Genomic DNA, 16198 nt, shown 5'->3' with positions numbered 1-16198 from the left:
GCCCCAGTTTAGGGGGCGTCGTCGGCGGCCCCCGTCCGCAGGCCCGCCACCCGGGCCAGCCCGGAGAGCGAGTCCAGCAGTGCCGTGCGGTCGTAGGTGGAGGTCGTCACCAGCAGCTCGTCGGCGCCCAGCGCCCCGACGGCCCCGGTCAGCTCCGCCGCGACCTGCTCCTCGGTGCCGTGCACGTGCCCCTGGAGCGCGCCCTCGTACAGCTCGCGCTCCTTCGGGGTCATCGACGCAGGGGCGGGAAACTGCCCCGGGTGCGGGAGTACGCCACGGACCACGCCTCCGGGACCAGGATCCGCCGGGCGGCCTCCCCGGTGGCCGCGACCGCCACCGTTCCCGAGACCACCACGTACGGCCGCGCGCCCCAGGCGGAGGGCCGGAACTCCTCGCGGTAGGCCTCCACCGCCCGGGCGACCCGGTCGCGGGCCCGCAGGTCGCCCACCACCACCGGCAGCCCCGCCCGGGCCGCGATCCGCGCGCCCTCGCCCGTGGCCAGTACGTACGGCGGGATCCGCAGCCCCTCCGCCGGGCGGGCGTGCACCTCGGGGTGGGCCCGCTGGGTCCCGTCGAGCCAGCCCAGCAGCTCGACGAGCTGCTCCTCGAACCGGTCCGCGTCCTCGGTGCCACGGCCCAGGGCCCGCCGGATCCCGTCGGTGAAGCCGACCGAGCGGCCCAGGCCCATGTCGATGCGGCCGGGGAACAGCGCCTCCAGCACCCCGAACTGCTCGGCGACGACCATCGGCTGGTGGTTGGGCAGCATCACCCCGCCCGTACCGACGCGGATCCGCCGGGTGGAGGCGGCCACGGCGGCGGCCAGCACGGTGGGCGCGGAACCGGCGACGCCCGGCACGCTGTGGTGTTCGGACACCCAGAAGCGGTGGTAGCCGAGCCGCTCCGCCTCACGGGCGAGCGCCACGGTGTCCCGCAGGGCCTGCGGGGCCGGGTGCCCCTGGCGCGTGCGGGACCGGTCGAGTATCGAGATTCTCGGGATCACACACCCCTCAACACCCGGGGACCACAAGGATTCCCGAAGGACCGGGCGCCCTCTACGCTTCCCCCATGTCCCGTGAGAGCTCCGACCGCCGGCCCCTGGCCGTCTTCGACATCGACAACACCCTGTCCGACACCGACCACCGCCAGCACTTCCTGGAGCGCCGCCCGCGCGACTGGGACGGCTTCTTCGCGGCCGCCCCGGCCGACCCGCCGCTCGCGCGCGGGGTGGCCCTGGCCGTGGAGAGCGCCGCCGACTGCGAGGTGGTCTACCTGACCGGCCGGCCCGAGCGCTGCCGGGCGGACACCGTCGAGTGGCTGGCGCGGCACGGGCTGCCCGAGGGCAGGCTGTGGATGCGCGGCGACCAGGACCGCCGCCCCGCCCGGGCGACCAAGCTGGAGGTGCTCGGCCGGATCGCGCGGGCCCGGGAAGTGCGGATGCTCGTGGACGACGAACTGGTCTGCCAGGCCGCCCGGGAGGCCGGCTTCCGGGTGGTGCTCGCCGACTGGGCCGCCGACGCGCCGGAGCTCACCACCGCCCAGGAGACCGAGGGCCGCACCTGACGTACGCCGCGCGCTCCGTGGCCCGCGCGGGCCAGGTCACTCCTCTTCGTCGAGCCGGAAGCCCACCTTCAAGCCGACCTGGTAGTGGGCGACCTCGCCGTTCTCGATGTGCCCGCGCACCTGCGTGACCTCGAACCAGTCCAGGTTGCGCAGCGTCGCGCCCGCCCGCGCGATCCCGTTGCGGACGGCCTGGTCGATCCCCTCGTGTGAGGTGCCGACGATCTCGGTCACCCGGTAGGTGTGGTGGGACATGGGCGTCTCCCGACAGTGGTCGCTATTGCCAGCTTCTACGGTGCCCCAGTAAGTCCGCTTCCGCGAACTTTGCGCCCACGGTCGGTCTCGGGACGCGGGCCCCAGGGGCTCGCGGCCGAGCACGCCCCGGCCGTCCGAGCACCGAGTTCAGCGTCCGCACATCCCGCCGCCGCTGAGCGGTCATGTCGAATCCAGCCGGTCACGGAAGAAGTAAGGGAGCCAGGCCGCCGACCTGCCGGCCTGGCCTCCGTGCCCGGATCAGGAGCAGCCATGACCATCGCCCCCCTGTCCCCGTCCCCCCTCGCATCCCCGGCCTCCCCCGCCTCTCCGGCTTCCCCCGCCACCGCCCCCCGCTACGCCGTCCGGCTCGCCCGCGACGAGGACGAGGTACGCGCCGCCCAGCGGCTGCGCCACCTCGTCTTCGCCGGGGAGTTCGGCGCCCGCCTGGACGGACCCGAGCCGGGCATCGACGCCGACGCCTTCGACGCCTACTGCGACCACCTCCTGGTGGTGGACGAGAACACCGGGCAGGTCGTCGGCACCTACCGGCTGCTGCCGCCCGAGCGCGCCGCCATCGCCGGCCGCCTCTACTCCGAGACCGAATTCGACCTGACGGCGCTCGCCCCCATCCGCCCCGACCTCGTCGAAGTCGGCCGCTCGTGCGTCCACCCCGACCACCGCAACGGCGCCGTCATCGCCCTCATCTGGGCCGGCCTCGCCCGCTACATGGACCGGTCCGGACACAACTGGCTGGCCGGCTGCTGCTCCATCCCGCTGGCCGACGGCGGCGTCCTGGCCGCCGCCACCCGCGCGAACGTCCTGACCCGCAACCTCGCGCCCGAGGAGTACCGGGTCACCCCGCACCTGCCCTGGAACCCCGAGGGCATCGCCTTCCCCGACCGCACGGAGCTGCCCCCGCTGCTGCGCGGCTACCTGCGCCTGGGCGCCTGGGTCTGCGGCGAGCCCGCACTCGACGCCGGATTCGGCTGCGCCGACCTGTACGTCCTGCTCTCGCTGCGCCGGACCAACCCGCGCTACCTGAACCACTTCCTCTCGCTCGCCCCGGGCGCATGAGCGTCTGGCTGCCCACCGCCCCCTGCACCCCCGAGGCCTGCGCCGGCCACGAGGGGCGGGCGGCGAGCATCCCGCACGCGGTGGTGCGACTCGCCTGCGCCGCCGCCCTGATGCTGCTCGCCGTGGCGGCCGCGCCGCCGGTGCGGCTCCTGCCGCAGCGCCCCCGCCACGCCCTGGTCCGGGCCTGGGCCGCCGCACTGGTGGGGGCCCTGGGGATACGGATCACCGTGCACGGCAGCCCCGGGCCGGACGGCGGCCGCCTGGTCGTCGCCAACCACATCTCCTGGCTGGACATCCCCCTCGTCGCCGCCGCCCTGCCCTGCCGGATGCTGGCCAAGAGCGAGATCGGCGCCTGGCCCGTACTCGGCCGCCTCGCCGCCCGGGCCGGAACCCTGTTCATCGAACGCGACCGGATCAGGACCCTGCCCCGCACCGTCGGCGCAGTCACCCGGTCCCTGCTCGCCGGAGACCGCGTCACCGTGTTCCCCGAAGGCTCCACCTGGTGCGGACGCGCCCAGGGGCCCTTCCGGCGCGCCGTGTTCCAGGCGGCGCTCGACGCGCGGGTACCCGTGCAGCCGGTGCGGCTCGCGTACCGGCTGGCGGCGGACGGGGGCGTCGCCGGGGCGCCCGCCTTCGTCGGGGACGATCCGCTGACCGCTTCCCTTTGGCGCATCGCCCGCGCCCGCGGTATCCGGGCCGAGGTACGGCTGCTGCCGAGGATCCCGCCGGGCCGTCACCCGGACCGGCGGGACCTCGCCGCGGCCGCTCAAGAAGCCGTACGCGGCGACATGGGACGCCCGCCGGCGCTACCGGGCGTACCGGCTCAGCCCTCCGGGCCGTCGGCCACCGACAGGGACAGCGCGAAACGGTCCGCCGCATCCGTCCACCACTGCGTCAGCCGCAGCCCCGCCGCCGCCAGCTCGCGCCGTACGCCCTCCTGACGGAACTTCGCGGAGACCTCCGTCAGGATCTCCTCACCCTCCTCGAAGGGCACCACCAGATCCAGGGCCCGGATCTTCACCAGCACCTCCGACCGGGCCCGCAACCGCATCTCGATCCACTCCTGCTCCCGGTTCCACACCGCCACGTGCTCGAAGTCGGCGGTGTGGAAATCAGCGCCCAACTCCCGGTCGATGACGGCCAGTACGTTCTTGTTGAACTCCGCCGTCACCCCCCGGGAGTCGTCGTACGCGGCCACCAGCACCGCCTCGTCCTTCACCAGGTCCGTCCCCAACAGCAGCGCGTCACCCGGCGACAGCATCGCCCGCACGGACGCCAGGAACGCGGCCCGCTCCGGTGGCCGCAGGTTCCCGACCGTGCCGCCCAGGAACACCACCAGCCGCGGACCGGCCGACTCCGGCAGCCGCAGCGGCCGGGTGAAGTCGGCGAGCAGGGCGTGCACCCGCAGCCCCGGATGCTCTGCGAGCAGCGTCTGAGCCGCCCCCCGCAGCGCGCTCTCGCTGACGTCCACCGGGATGTACGTCTCCAGCGCGGGCAGCGCCTCGATCAGGTGCCGCGTCTTCTCCGAGGAACCGGAACCCAGCTCCACCAGCGTGCGGGCACCGCTCGCGGCCGCGATCTCCCCGGCCCGCCCCAGCAGGATCTCCCGCTCGGCGCGCGTCGGATAGTACTCGGGCAACCGGGTGATCTCCTCGAAGAGTTCACTGCCCCGGGCGTCGTAGAACCACTTGGGCGGCAACTCCTTCGGCGAGCGGGTCAGGCCGTCGCGCACGTCCGCCCGCAGCGCGGTGTCCGCGGAGTGCTCGTCGAGGGTGCGGGTCAACTGGAAATCACTCACGACAGGCTCTCCTTGAGCGGGGTCAGATCGACCCGGGTGGGGGTGGCGGTCAACAGGGTGCGGTCGTCCACTTCGGTCCAGCGGCTGTCGTCGTCGTACGGCTCGGACGCCACGACCGTGCGCCCTGCCCCCGGATCGGCCAGGTACCAGAGGGAGTCGCCCCAGGCGGTGGCGGCGATGCCCCTCCCGTCCGTCAGTAGCAGGTTCAGCCGGGAGCCGGGGGAAGCCGCCGCCAGCTCCTGCACCGGTCCCGCGAGTGCCTCGCCGAGACCGGCCCCCTCCCGGAGCCGGCGCAGCACCAGCGCCCAGATCAGCGCCGAATCGGTGCGCGCGGACAGCTGGAGCAACTCGTGCGGCGGCAGCCCGGCCGCCAGGGGCCCCGCCGCGTCCGGCCAGTCGCGTATCGCCCCGTTGTGGCTGAACAGCCAGGGCCCCGACGCGAACGGCGAGGCGGCGGCCTCCCCGTCCGCCCCTGCGAGCGTGGCGTCCCGGACGGCGGCCAGCGCCGCGGTGCTGCGCACCACCCGGGCCAGGTCCGCGAAGGTCAGATCGCCCCAGACGGGGCCGGAGCGGCGGTAGCGGGCCGGGACCGGGTCACCCTCCGCGTACCAGCCGACGCCGAAGCCGTCGGCGTTGACCGTGCCGTACCGCTGGCGGCGCGGCGCGTAGGACTGCCGGACCAGGGAGTACTCGGGTTCACTGAGCAGCCGTCCCAGGCAGACCGGCGGTCCCACATAGGCGAGGTGACGGCACATCAGGCGACACCCCCGCGCGCGGTCCGGAAACCGGCGAAGATCTGCCGGCGGACCGGCAGGTCCCAGTTGCGGAACGTGCCCCGGCAGGCAACCGGGTCCACGGCGAAGGACCCGCCGCGCAGCACCTTGTGCTCCGGGCCGAAGAACACCTCCGAGTACTCCCGATAGGGGAACGCCCTGAACCCCGGGTACGGCAGGAAGTCCGAGGCGGTCCACTCCCACACGTCGCCGATCAGCTGGCGCACGCCGAGCGGGGAGGCGCCGGCCGGATAGCTGCCCGCCGGGGCGGGGCGCAGGTGGCGCTGGCCCAGGTTGGCGTGGGCCGGCGTCGGGTCGGCGTCGCCCCACGGGTAGCGGGTGGAGCGCCCGGTGCGGGGGTCGTGGCGGGCCGCCTTCTCCCACTCGGCCTCGGTGGGCAGTCGGCGTCCGGTCCAGCGGGCGTAGGCGTCGGCCTCGTACCAGCTGACGTGGAGCACCGGCTCGTCGTCCGGGACGGGTTCGGTGACGCCGAAACGGCGGCGCAGCCAGATCCCGCCCTCCCGGTGCCAGAACAGCGGGGCCTCGATCCCGTGCGCCCGGATCTGCTCCCAGCCCTGCGCGGCCCACCAGCGGGGCTCGTGGTAGCCGCCGTCCGCCATGAAGGCCCGGTAGGCGGCGTTGGTGACCGGCGTCGTGTCGATCCAGAACGGGGCGACGTCCCGGGTGTGCGCGGGCCGTTCGTTGTCCAGGGACCACGGCTCCGCGGACGTCCCCATCGTGAACGGGCCGCCGGGGACGAGGACTTCCGCCGCCGGGGGCGGTGGCCCTTGCGGGGGACCGGGGTCGGGCGCCGCCAGTACGGGTGCGCCGCGCCTCAGCTGATGGGTGATCAACATGGTCTCGTCGTGCTGCTGTTCGTGCTGGGCGATCATCCCGAAGGCGAAACCGCCGTCCAGGAGCGGGGTGCCCTCGAAGGGAGTGCGCTCCAGCAGGTCGAAGACCCGCCCCCGCACCTCGGCCGCGTACCGGCGGGCCTCGCCGGGTCCCAGCAGCGGCAGTTTCGGCCGTTCGGAGCGGGGGTGCTGGAAAGCGTCGTAGAGCGGGTCGATCTCGGGCCGCATGGATTCACGCCCGGCCACCCGGCGCAGCAGCCACAGCTCCTCCTGGTTCCCGATGTGCGCGAGGTCCCAGACCAGCGGAGACATCAACGGTGAGTGCTGCGCCGTCAGGTCCTCGTCGGTCACGGCGTCGGTCAGCGCGGCTGTGCGGGCCCGGGCGGCGGTCAGCGCCGCGGCGGCGCGCTCACGCGAGCCGGTGGGGCGGGATTCGGTGGTCACGGTCGCGTTCCCTTCCCGGCGGGCTGCCGTTGGTCGTGGTCGTCGGCCGGGCAGCGGCCGCGCAGTACGTAGCGCTCGGCGAACGCGCCGACCGTGTCGCAGACGCGGGTACCCGCCCCGAGCCGGGGCAGCGCCTGCGCGGCCGCCGCGAAGCAGGCGACGGCGGCCGCCCGCAGGTCCGGGTCGGTCAGCCCCGCCCGGGCCGCGGTCGCCCACAGCCGGTTGCGGGGGGCGCGCCGGCCCCCGTACGCGTCGGCCAGTGCCTTGACCACCCGGTAGGCGGTCTCGGCGGCCTCGGGGTCGTCGAACAGCGCGTGCGTGAGCGCCACCGGCACCAGCCAGCCGTCCTCACCGGGCTGGGCGTCGATCATCCGCAGTTCCAGGTGGCCGCGCGGGCGGACCGGCGGGAACAGGGTCGTCAGGTGGTAGTCCAGATCCGCCCGGGTCGGCGGCCGGGGACCCCCGGTACGCAGCCAGTCGCGGAACGTCAGGCCGCCCGGCACCTGCCAGGACGGCCCGGAGGAGCGCACGCACATCACCTCGGTGTCCAGCGCGTGCCGGGTCCAGGCGGCGCGCGGCTCCTCGTCCAGCGGCGGGGCGAGCGCGCGCCGCGAGTCGATGTCGCTCCAGATGCCCTGCCGCGCACACCGCCATCCGGCGTACGGGCCCTCGTGCGCGGGGGAGTTGGCGAACGCGGCCACCAGCACCGCGCCCAGCAGGTGCGTCAGCCGCCAGCGCCGGCCGTGCCCGAGCGGCCCGGGCTCCTCCAGGCCCGCGTCCACGCACACCTGCACGGAGGCGGAGGCGCACATCATGGCGCGGCCGGCCGGGCCGGTACGGTCGAAGTAGCTCTCCATGGCCCGGTAGCGCGGGCTGTCGAGGAGGCGGCGGTAGGGCCGGCGCGGGTCGAGGCCGAGGCCCCGCAGGGCCAGGCCCCGCTCGCCGAGGGCGCCGCGGACGGCCGCGAGGTCGGCCTGGAGGCCGTCCACGCAGGCGGTGAGGGAGCCGGCGGGTGCGGAGCTGAGCTCCAGCTGGCCGCCGGGCTCGACGGTGAACCGGGACCTCAGCGGCAGGGCGCCCGCGGCGTCGTGCGCCGCGGTCAGCCGGTCGGCGTCCAGCGGTATCCAAGGGCGGTCGGCGTCCACCACCAGCCACTCGAGTTCGGCGCCGACCAGGCGCGGCGGGCCGGTCTTGAAGCAGATGCCGTGGACCAGATCCTCGGCGGCGGCTTCGGAGAGGGGGGCGTCGGGAGGGGGCTGGCAGGGCGGAGCGGGTGAGTCCTGGTGCATGACCGGAACCTCATCTCCTGTCGTCGGCCGTCACCTGTCGACGGCTCGGATGTCATCCGTGCCTACCCGCCTGCCCGGCACAAATTCCCTTGCCGTCGGCGCGTCCCGCGCCGCAGGATCACGGCGTGAGCAGCAGATTCCGTGAAATCGCGCGCCATAACGCGATCATCTTGGCGGCCGGTGGCTACCGGACGCGCTCCGGGCGCCGGGTCTCCCTGGCCGCCGCCGTGGCGGAAGCCAAGGCAGGAACAAGGATATATGGGCCAAACCGGGTCATTTCAAGCGATGAGCCGAAGGCCGGTTCCGGCCGGACCGTCGTAGAGGTCACGGGGGAGAGCAGCACGGCCGCGGCCCGCAGGCTCGCCGGTGGCCCCGGAGAGGAGCTCCCGGTCGCGGTCCTGTGCTTCGCCTCGGCCCGCAATCCCGGGGGCGGCTACGTCCGCGGGGCCAAAGCCCAGGAGGAAGCGCTGTGCCGCGCCTCGGCGCTCTACGAGACCCTGCTGGAGGCGCCGGAGTACTACGAGGTGCACCGCGCCGGCCGCAGCACCTTCTACACCGACCGGGTGATTCACTCGCCCGGGGTGCCCGTTTTCCGCGACGACCGGGGCGAACTGCTGGAGACCCCGTACCGGGCCGGATTCCTCACTTCCCCGGCGCCGAACGCGGGAGCGATCCGCCGCCAGGAGCCCGAGCGCGCGCACGAGATCCCGGCCGCCCTCGCCCGGAGGGCCGAACGGGTACTGGAGGTCGCCGCACTGCACCGCTATCGGGGGCTGGTGCTGGGCGCGTGGGGGTGCGGGGTGTTCCGCAACGATCCGGGGGAGGTCGCCGAGGCCTTCCGGGCGCTGCTCGCCGGGCGGTTCGCGGGCGTGTTCGAGCAGGTGGTGTTCGGTGTCCTGGACCGCGATCCGGGGCCGCGGGAGGCCTTCGAGCGGGCCTTGGCGGGGTTCGGCCGCGCAGGAGCGGAGGGGGTCGCGCACCCGTAGGAGCAGGGCACGGACCGCAGCGGCCACCATTCGTATGAATTTCCGGAGAGTCCGTACGCAGGTACGGGGACACGCCGGGACCCATCGGCTAACCCTGTCACGTCATGACGGCGCCCCTCACTTCCCTCCCCACTCCACTCCACCACGGCTGGACGCAGGACGACGGCGCGGGGGCCCACCTGGGTACTGAGAGGAACACAAGCGAATGAAGAAGCGTCTCGTGCTCGCCGGATCCGCTGTGGTGGCAAGCCTGGGCCTGGCCGTCGCGGCAGCTCCGGCTGTGGCCGTGGCCCAGCCCCTGAACCTCAACGTGCGGTGCGGCGACATCGCCGGGCTCATCGCCGCCGTCACACAGGCCAACAGCAATCCCGACGGCGCGACGATCAACCTGGCCCACCGCTGCGTCTACCGCTTCACGGCGGGCACCGGCGGCAACGCGCTGCCGCCCATCACCAGCAGGGTCACCATCAAGGGCCTGGACTCCAGCCTGATCCGTTCCACGGCGGCGACCACCCTCTTCCGGCTGCTGAGCGTGGCCGCGACCGGCGAACTGACGTTGAAGGGCGTCGTGGTCAACGGCGGCCGCGCCCTCACGAACGGCGGTGGCATCAACAACGAGGGCACCCTGCTGGTGGAGGACAGCACCCTCTCCGGGAACCAGGCCGGCGTGAGTGGCGGTGCCATCTTCAACAACAACGGCCGTGTCACGGTGGTCGACAGCAAGCTCCTGACCAACATCGCCATCACGGTCGACGGAGGCGCCGTCTACAACACGACGAACGGCAGCGTCACGCTGAAGAAGACGACCGTCGCGGGCAACACCTCCAGCTTCAACGGCGGCGGCGTCGCGAACATCGGCACGCTCCGGGTCCTGGACCACAGCGTGTTCACCCACAACGAGGCGCATGACGGCAACGGCGGCGCCATCAGCAACACCGGCCCCACCGCCCATACCGCGATCAGCGGCAGCAACTTCACCGCGAACTGGGCCGGCTTCGACGGCGGCGCCGTGTTCAACGGCCTGCGTTCGGCGCTGGAGGCCCGAGAGAGCGTCTTCGACCTCAACAAGGCCGGCCGCGACGGCGGCGCCATCGACAACGAAGGCACCGCGCTCCTGGAGCGGATCAAGATCGAAAAGAACTCCTCCGGCCGCAACGGCGGCGGCATCAACAACCAGGTGACGGGCCTGCCCTCCGCGCGGGTGACCCTCATCCGCAGCCTCGTCGTGCAAAACCGTGCGGCCGAGAGCGGCGGCGGCATCAACAACAGCGTGAACGGGCTCGTGGAGCTCAGGGACGACACGGTCATCCACAACCTGCCCACCAACTGCGCGGGCAACGTCCCGCGCTGCGTCGGCTGACCGGCTCACCGACCGGATGACCGGCGGCCCCGCCCGGGCAACGGGCGGGGCCGCCGCGCCACTTGGACACGAAGCCCGCGTGCCATGGCCCCCGTCCGGCTACTGCCAGCCGTAGCGCTCCCGCAGCCGGTCCACCACCAGCTGGAACCGGCCCCGGTCCAGCGCGCACGCCTCGCGGCGCATGCCCGACTCGTGCACCCGTAGCACCCGGTCCACATCCACCCAGGACTCCCGGCCCGCGCCGTCCCACGGCCCGGTGCCGATCGGCACCCACTCCCGGTCGTGGTCGTGCCGCTTGCTGGAGAGCTGCACCGCGAGCAGCGTGTTCCGTCCGGCTTCCCGCGCGACCACCAGTACGGGCCGGTCCTTGCCGCGCCCGTCGTTCTCCTCGAAGGGGACCCAGGTCCAGACGATCTCGCCGGGGTCGGGATCGCCGTCCTTGTCGGGGGCGTAGGAGGTCCGCACGGGCCCGATGGCGTGCGGATCGGCCTCGGTGGTGGCCGTCTCCCCGCCCCGCCCGGGCTGCTCGACGTGGCTGTTGCCGTGCTGCGAAAGTGCCGTCATGCGGGTGAGGTTACTGCCTGCGAGCGGCCCGCCCTACGCGCCCGGGACCAGGCCGTCGGCCACCAGCCCGGCCAGCACCGCCTCGCCCAGGGCCTGTACCGCGGACTGGGGACGGACCATCACCGTGATCTCCTCGATCCGCCCGTCCGCGGCGAAGTGCAGCAGGTCGATGCCGTGGATCTGCTTCCCGTTCACGGTGGCCCGGAAGACCAGCACGGCGGCGGGGGAGCCGGCGTCGTCGGTGGCGGGCGGGGCGGCGCCGGTTTCGGCGGCGCCGTCGAGCCGGCCGACGTAGCGGAAGTCCTCGAAGGTGCGCAGGAGCACGCCGAACAGGCCGAGGACCATCGGCTTGCCTTCGAACGGCTTGAACTTCACGGGGCTGTTCAGCCGTACGTCCTCGGTGAACAGCTCTCCGATGGCGGCCAGGTCATGGCTGTCGACGGCGCGGCGGAAGCGGTCGGCGGTGGTCATCGGGGGCACACACACTCCTCAATTTGATTAGTCATTTTCTTGACTATCATGGGGCCGGGATCCCTGACCAGAGGAAGGAGACGGCCCGATGGCATTGCGCCACGCCGTCCTGGCGGCGCTGCTCGACGAGGAGCTGAGCGGATACCAGCTGGCCAAGGCGTTCGACATGGGCGTGGCGAACTTCTGGCACGCGCTTCCGCAGCAGCTGTACGCCGAACTGGCCAAACTCGAACACGAGGGCCTGATCACCGGCCGCGAGGTGGTCCAGGAGACCCGGCCGAACAAGCGCCTGTTCAAGGTCACCGGGGCCGGGCTCGACGAACTCGAACGGTTCACGGCGGCCGCGACGAAGCCGTCCTTCATCCGCGACGACCTGCTGGTGAAGGTCCAGGCCGCCGACCATGTGAACACCGAGGTGCTGGTCGCGCGGCTCACGGAACGGATCACCTTCGCGCAAGCCAAGATCGACCTGTTCGACGCCCTCCTGCGCACGATGCGCGGTGACCTCGCGGAGGAGGACTTCCTGCACCGCGGCGACCGCGTCGGCCCCTACCTGACCTGCCTGCGCGGCCTGTCGTTCGAACGGGCCAACCGGGACTGGTACGAGCGCACGGTGAGGGTGCTGCGCGAGCGGGCGGTGCCCAGTCCGGGACGGCCCGCCGACGAAGGCCTGTGACCCTGCCCGGCATGTGTTTCAGGCCATCCGCCAACTCCCCGCGCGTGAGCGGTCTGCGAAGATTCCAGGGCAATGCCTCAGACACCGAACACCCAGACCACCAACGCCCCGTCCCCCGTCCCCACCAGCGCCGACGTCGCCCGCCTCGCCGGGGTCTCGCGCGCGACGGTCTCGTACGTGCTGAACAACGCGGAAGCCGTACGCATCAGCGAGCCCACCCGCCGCAAGGTGCGCGACGCCGCCGAGGAGCTGGGTTACGTACCGCACGCCGCCGCGCGCAGCCTGCGTGCCGGGCACACCCGGATCGTGCTGTTGCCCACCTCCAACGTCCTCGCCGGCCCGCTCCACGGCGCCTTCCTCAACGAGCTCCAGTGGGCCCTGCGCCGCCTCGACTACACCGTCGTGCAGTACGGCAGTCTCGGCCTCACCGGGGACGAGGCGGCCCGCGCGTGGGCCGAGCTGCGCCCCGTCGCCGTGATCTCGCTCGGGGACATCGTCCTGTGCGCGCGCAACGTCGCCACGCTCAAACGGGCCGGTGCCCGCGCGGTGATAACGCTGGGGCCGGGACGGGTGCCCGGGGCGCACGCGCTGGTCATGGACCAGGCGGCAGTCGGCGCCAAGGCCGCCGCCCACCTGGTCGAGCGGGGCCGGCGCCGGATCGGGGTCGTCGTCCCGCAGGAGGAGGGGCTGGGGTTCTTCTCCGAGCCCCGGCTCGCGGGTGCCCGCTCCGTGGCGTCGGCCGAGGTGGAGCCGCTGCCCCTGGCCCACACCGAGGAATCGGCCGCCGCACTCGCGGCCCGCTGGCCTTCGCTCGGGCTGGACGGGGTCTTCGCGTACAACGACGAGTACGCGATGCTGCTGATGCGGGCCCTCCAGGACGCCGGTCTGCGCGTACCCGAGGACGTGGCCGTCATCGGCGCCGACGACCTGCTCATCGGAAGGCTGCTGCGCCCCCGGCTCAGCACGGTGCAGATCGAGATGCCCACCGGGGACCACCTGGCCGCCCTCGTGGACCGCGCGGTGCGGGAACCTTCCCACTTCACCGAGCGGCACGACCTGATGACGGCCGTGGCGGTCCGGCGCGAGTCCACCTGAGCCCGTGGCCCCACGGCGGGCCCGGGCGGCCGTTGACAGGCGGTGATCGGCGGACGGAGACTGCGGGCGCGCCCCATCCGGGCGTGCCCGGCGCCGCGCGCCTGCGCCGACACCGGCGCCGTCCCGGCACCGCCCGTACGGATCCGCCCAGGAGAGACCCCATGAGCATCCGCACCGTCCGCGACGTCTACGTCGTCGACGCCGTCCGCACCCCGATCGGCAAGTTCGGCGGTGCGCTCGCCGGCGTCCGCCCGGACGACCTGGCCGCCCACGTGGTGCGCGCGCTGGTGGACCGTACGCCCGACCTCGACCCGGCCCGCATCGACGACGTCGTCTTCGGCGACGCCAACGGGGCGGGCGAGGACAACCGGGACGTCGCGCGCATGGCGGTGCTGCTCGCGGGGCTGCCCGTGTCCGTCCCCGGGGTCACCGTGAACCGGCTCTGCGGGTCCGGCCTGGAGGCCGTGATCCAGGCCGCCCGCGCCATCGCGCTCGGCGACGCCTCCGTGGCCATCGCGGGCGGAGTGGAATCGATGTCCCGCGCACCGTGGGTGGTGCAGAAGCCGGAGCGCGCCTTCCCGGCCGGGCACCAGCAGATGTGGTCCACCACCCTGGGGTGGCGGATGACCAACCCCGCCATGCCCGCGGAGTGGACGGGCTCGCTGGGCGAGGGCGCCGAACTCGTCGCGGACAAGTACGCCGTCACGCGCGAGGCGCAGGACCTGTTCGCCCTGGAGAGTCACCGCAAGGCCGCCGCCGCCTGGGCCGAGGGGCTCTACGACACCGAGGTCGTCCCGTACCCGGGCGCGGACCTCGTACGGGACGAGTCGATCCGGGAGGGTTCCACCCCGGAGGCGATGGCCCGGCTCAAGCCCGCGTTCCGGACGGACGGCTCCGGCACCGTCACGGCGGGCAACGCCTCGCCGCTGAACGACGGCGCGGCGGCGCTGCTGCTGACGGACGAGGCGGGACTCGCCGCCACCGGCCGGGAGCCGCTGGCCCGCATCAGTGCGAGCGCAGTCACGGGGATCGAGCCGCAGCTGTTCGGGCTCGGCCCGGTGGAGGCCGTCCAGCGGGCGCTCGCCAAGGCCGGCCGGAATCTGGCCGACCTGTCGGTGCTGGAGCTCAACGAGGCTTTCGCGGCCCAGGCGTTGGGCTGTCTGGCGGCCTGGCCGGAGCTGGACCCGGCGGTGGTCAACCCGCGCGGCGGCGCGATCGCCATCGGGCATCCGCTCGGCGCCTCGGGCGCCCGGCTGGCGGGGTCGGTCGCCCACCAGCTCGCGGCGGCCGGCTCCGGTACGGGCATGGCGGCGCTGTGCATCGGCGTCGGGCAGGGCATCGCGCTGGTCCTGGAGCGCTGACCCCGACCCGTCGATCATTTCCGGTCAAACCAGCGCCCCAACTGCCCAATAACTGAACAGAAGTGCCGCCCCGGGTCTGGCACGATGGCGCGTGCTGACGCACCCCCGCCCCACCCAGACCCGGAGGCCCCGCGCCATGCCGCTCCTCGACCCGACGCTCTGGCAGGACGGACCCACCCTGACCGGCGGCACCGCCCCGGTCGTCGAACCCGCGACCGGGCGTACCCTCGCCACCCTCGACCTCGCCGCGCCCGTGGACGTGGCCGAGGCCGCCGTGCGGGCCCAGGCCGCGCAATACGACTGGGCCCGCGCCACCCACTTGGAGCGGGCGGCCGTGCTGCGCCGCGCCGGGGACCTGTTCGCCGCCCACGCCGAAGAGCTGCGGGACTGGCTGGTGCGGGAGTCCGGGTCGATACCCGGCAAGGCGGACTTCGAGCTGCACGTCGCCGCGCAGGAGTGCTACGAGGCGGCCGCGCTGGCCTCGCGCCCGTCCGGGCAGGTCCTGCCCAGCGAGGCGCCCCGGCTCTCCTTCACCCGGCGCGTGCCCGCCGGGGTGGTCGGGGTCATCGCCCCGTTCAACGCGCCGCTGATCCTGTCGGTCCGCTCGGTGGCCCCGGCCCTCGCGCTGGGCAACGCCGTCCTCCTCAAGCCCGACCCGCGCACCGCCGTCTGCGGCGGCATCGCCCTGGCCGCGGTGTTCGCCGCGGCGGGGCTTCCCGCGGGGGTGCTGCACGTGCTGCCCGGCGGGGCCGCCACGGGGGCGGCGGTCGTCGCCGATCCGCGCGTACGGGTGGTGTCGTTCACCGGCTCGACCGCCGCCGGGCGGGCCGTCGGTGAACTGGCGGGTCGTCACCTGACCCGCGCACACCTGGAGTTGGGCGGCAACTCGGCGCTGGTCGTGCTGGAGGACGCCGACGTGGAGGCTGCCGTCGCGCAAGCGTCCTGGGGCTCCTTCTTCCACCAGGGCCAGATCTGCATGACGGCCGGGCGCCACCTGGTGCACGCCTCCCTGTACGACGAGTACGTCGAGCGGCTGGCCGCGCGCGCGGAGTCGCTGGCGGTGGGCGACCCGTACCGCGAGCGGGTCCACCTGGGACCGCTCATCGACCGGGGCCAGGTGGAGCGGGTCCACGCGCTGGTCGAGGCGAGCGCCGTGCAGGGTGCCAAGCTGGTGGCGGGCGGCACCCACCGCGACCTGTTCTACCGGCCGACGGTGCTGGCGGCCGTGTCCGACGACTGCCCCGCCTACACGGAGGAGGTCTTCGGTCCGGTGGCGCCCGTACGGTCCTTCGCGACGGAGGACGAGGCGGTGGCGCTGGCCTCGGCGGGCCCGTACGGCCTCTCCCTCGGTATCGTCACGCGTGACGCGGCGCACGGACTCGACCTGGCCGGCCGCATCCCGACCGGGATCGCCCACGTGAACGACCAGACGGTCAACGACGAGGCCGTGGCCCCCTTCGGCGGAGTCGGCGCGTCCGGCACGGGCGCCCGGTTCGGCGGCGAAGCGAACCTGGACGCCTTCACCGAACTGCGCTGGACCACGGTCCGCGCCACCGCGCCCGCCCACCCGTTCTAGGCAGCGGCGGCGCCCAGGAATGCCCGGGGCGGATTGTTCGTTCACGCAGGACAACCGGCTATCAC

The 16198-nt window shown here is 73.8% G+C and carries 16 protein-coding genes and 1 pseudogene; 9 read left to right on the top strand and 8 right to left on the bottom strand.

The window, feature by feature from the left end:
* Window positions 1-8 precede the first annotated feature (8 nt).
* A pseudogene (locus IE207_RS15945) lies at window positions 9-1000 on the bottom strand (LLM class flavin-dependent oxidoreductase).
* A gap of 65 nt (window positions 1001-1065) precedes the next feature.
* On the opposite strand from IE207_RS15945, the gene IE207_RS15940 reads away from it, so the two are divergent.
* Window positions 1066-1560, top strand: coding sequence for a phosphatase domain-containing protein (locus IE207_RS15940; RefSeq protein WP_190184866.1), 495 nt, complete (start codon window positions 1066-1068; stop codon window positions 1558-1560).
* A gap of 36 nt (window positions 1561-1596) precedes the next feature.
* Here IE207_RS15940 and IE207_RS15935 read toward each other — a convergent pair whose 3' ends face one another.
* Entirely contained in the window at window positions 1597-1812 is a 216-nt protein-coding gene (locus IE207_RS15935; RefSeq protein ID WP_190184865.1) for a dodecin, read from the bottom strand.
* 270 nt (window positions 1813-2082) lie between these two features.
* Between IE207_RS15935 and IE207_RS15930 the strand changes: the two genes are divergently transcribed.
* Both IE207_RS15930 and IE207_RS15925 read left to right on the top strand, forming a co-directional pair.
* Entirely contained in the window at window positions 2083-2886 is an 804-nt protein-coding gene (locus tag IE207_RS15930) for a GNAT family N-acetyltransferase (protein ID WP_190184864.1), read from the top strand.
* The gene (locus tag IE207_RS15925) at window positions 2883-3827 is read left to right on the top strand and encodes a lysophospholipid acyltransferase family protein (RefSeq protein WP_190184863.1); all 945 of its coding nucleotides are present in this window, start codon (window positions 2883-2885) and stop codon (window positions 3825-3827) included. The genes IE207_RS15930 and IE207_RS15925 overlap by 4 nt, the downstream gene beginning before the upstream one ends.
* On the opposite strand, the gene egtD is transcribed toward IE207_RS15925, so the two are convergent.
* The 4 genes from egtD to egtA are packed head-to-tail and all read right to left on the bottom strand — an operon-like array spanning window position 3710 to window position 8044.
* The gene (egtD, locus tag IE207_RS15920) at window positions 3710-4684 is read right to left on the bottom strand and encodes an L-histidine N(alpha)-methyltransferase (protein ID WP_190184862.1); all 975 of its coding nucleotides are present in this window, start codon (window positions 4682-4684) and stop codon (window positions 3710-3712) included. The genes IE207_RS15925 and egtD overlap by 118 nt on opposite strands.
* The gene (gene egtC, locus IE207_RS15915; RefSeq protein ID WP_190184861.1) at window positions 4681-5439 is read right to left on the bottom strand and encodes an ergothioneine biosynthesis protein EgtC; all 759 of its coding nucleotides are present in this window, start codon (window positions 5437-5439) and stop codon (window positions 4681-4683) included. Before egtC ends, egtD begins: the two co-directional genes overlap by 4 nt.
* The gene (gene egtB, locus IE207_RS15910) at window positions 5439-6755 is read right to left on the bottom strand and encodes an ergothioneine biosynthesis protein EgtB (protein WP_190184860.1); all 1317 of its coding nucleotides are present in this window, start codon (window positions 6753-6755) and stop codon (window positions 5439-5441) included. Before egtB ends, egtC begins: the two co-directional genes overlap by 1 nt.
* Entirely contained in the window at window positions 6752-8044 is a 1293-nt protein-coding gene (gene egtA, locus IE207_RS15905) for an ergothioneine biosynthesis glutamate--cysteine ligase EgtA (protein ID WP_190184859.1), read from the bottom strand. Before egtA ends, egtB begins: the two co-directional genes overlap by 4 nt.
* Window positions 8045-8169: 125 nt before the next feature.
* Here egtA and IE207_RS15900 point away from each other — a divergent pair, with 125 nt between their 5' ends.
* Both IE207_RS15900 and IE207_RS15895 read left to right on the top strand, forming a co-directional pair.
* Window positions 8170-9030, top strand: a complete 861-nt coding sequence (locus IE207_RS15900) for a TIGR02452 family protein (protein ID WP_190184858.1) — start codon at window positions 8170-8172, stop codon at window positions 9028-9030.
* Window positions 9031-9235: 205 nt separating this feature from the next.
* Window positions 9236-10390 carry a hypothetical protein gene (locus tag IE207_RS15895; protein WP_190184857.1) on the top strand — a complete coding sequence of 385 codons (1155 nt, stop codon included), beginning with the start codon at window positions 9236-9238 and terminating at the stop codon, window positions 10388-10390.
* A 99-nt stretch (window positions 10391-10489) separates the two neighbouring features.
* Here IE207_RS15895 and IE207_RS15890 read toward each other — a convergent pair whose 3' ends face one another.
* Both IE207_RS15890 and IE207_RS15885 read right to left on the bottom strand, forming a co-directional pair.
* On the bottom strand, window positions 10490-10954 hold the full coding sequence (locus tag IE207_RS15890) for a type II toxin-antitoxin system PemK/MazF family toxin (protein ID WP_190184856.1): 465 nt from the start codon (window positions 10952-10954) through the stop codon (window positions 10490-10492).
* 33 nt (window positions 10955-10987) lie between these two features.
* Window positions 10988-11425 (bottom strand): nuclear transport factor 2 family protein, encoded by a 438-nt coding sequence (locus IE207_RS15885; protein ID WP_190184855.1) that lies wholly within the window; start codon window positions 11423-11425, stop codon window positions 10988-10990.
* Between the two features lie 88 nt (window positions 11426-11513).
* On the opposite strand from IE207_RS15885, the gene IE207_RS15880 reads away from it, so the two are divergent.
* From IE207_RS15880 to IE207_RS15865, 4 genes are all read left to right on the top strand, one after another.
* Window positions 11514-12101 (top strand): PadR family transcriptional regulator, encoded by a 588-nt coding sequence (locus IE207_RS15880; protein ID WP_190184854.1) that lies wholly within the window; start codon window positions 11514-11516, stop codon window positions 12099-12101.
* A 72-nt stretch (window positions 12102-12173) separates the two neighbouring features.
* A complete protein-coding gene (locus IE207_RS15875; protein ID WP_190184853.1) occupies window positions 12174-13196 on the top strand; it encodes a LacI family DNA-binding transcriptional regulator in 1023 nt (340 codons plus the stop codon).
* A 161-nt stretch (window positions 13197-13357) separates the two neighbouring features.
* Window positions 13358-14557 (top strand): thiolase family protein, encoded by a 1200-nt coding sequence (locus IE207_RS15870; RefSeq protein ID WP_190184852.1) that lies wholly within the window; start codon window positions 13358-13360, stop codon window positions 14555-14557.
* Window positions 14558-14693: 136 nt separating this feature from the next.
* Window positions 14694-16133 (top strand): aldehyde dehydrogenase family protein, encoded by a 1440-nt coding sequence (locus IE207_RS15865; protein WP_190185110.1) that lies wholly within the window; start codon window positions 14694-14696, stop codon window positions 16131-16133.
* The last annotated feature ends 65 nt before the right edge of the window (window positions 16134-16198 follow it).

It is taken from the genome of Streptomyces cirratus, from assembly GCF_014650775.1.
Lineage (GTDB): Bacteria > Actinomycetota > Actinomycetes > Streptomycetales > Streptomycetaceae > Streptomyces > Streptomyces cirratus.
Note: the sequence above shows the minus strand (reverse complement) of the source record. Positions and strands in the feature narration are given on the sequence as shown.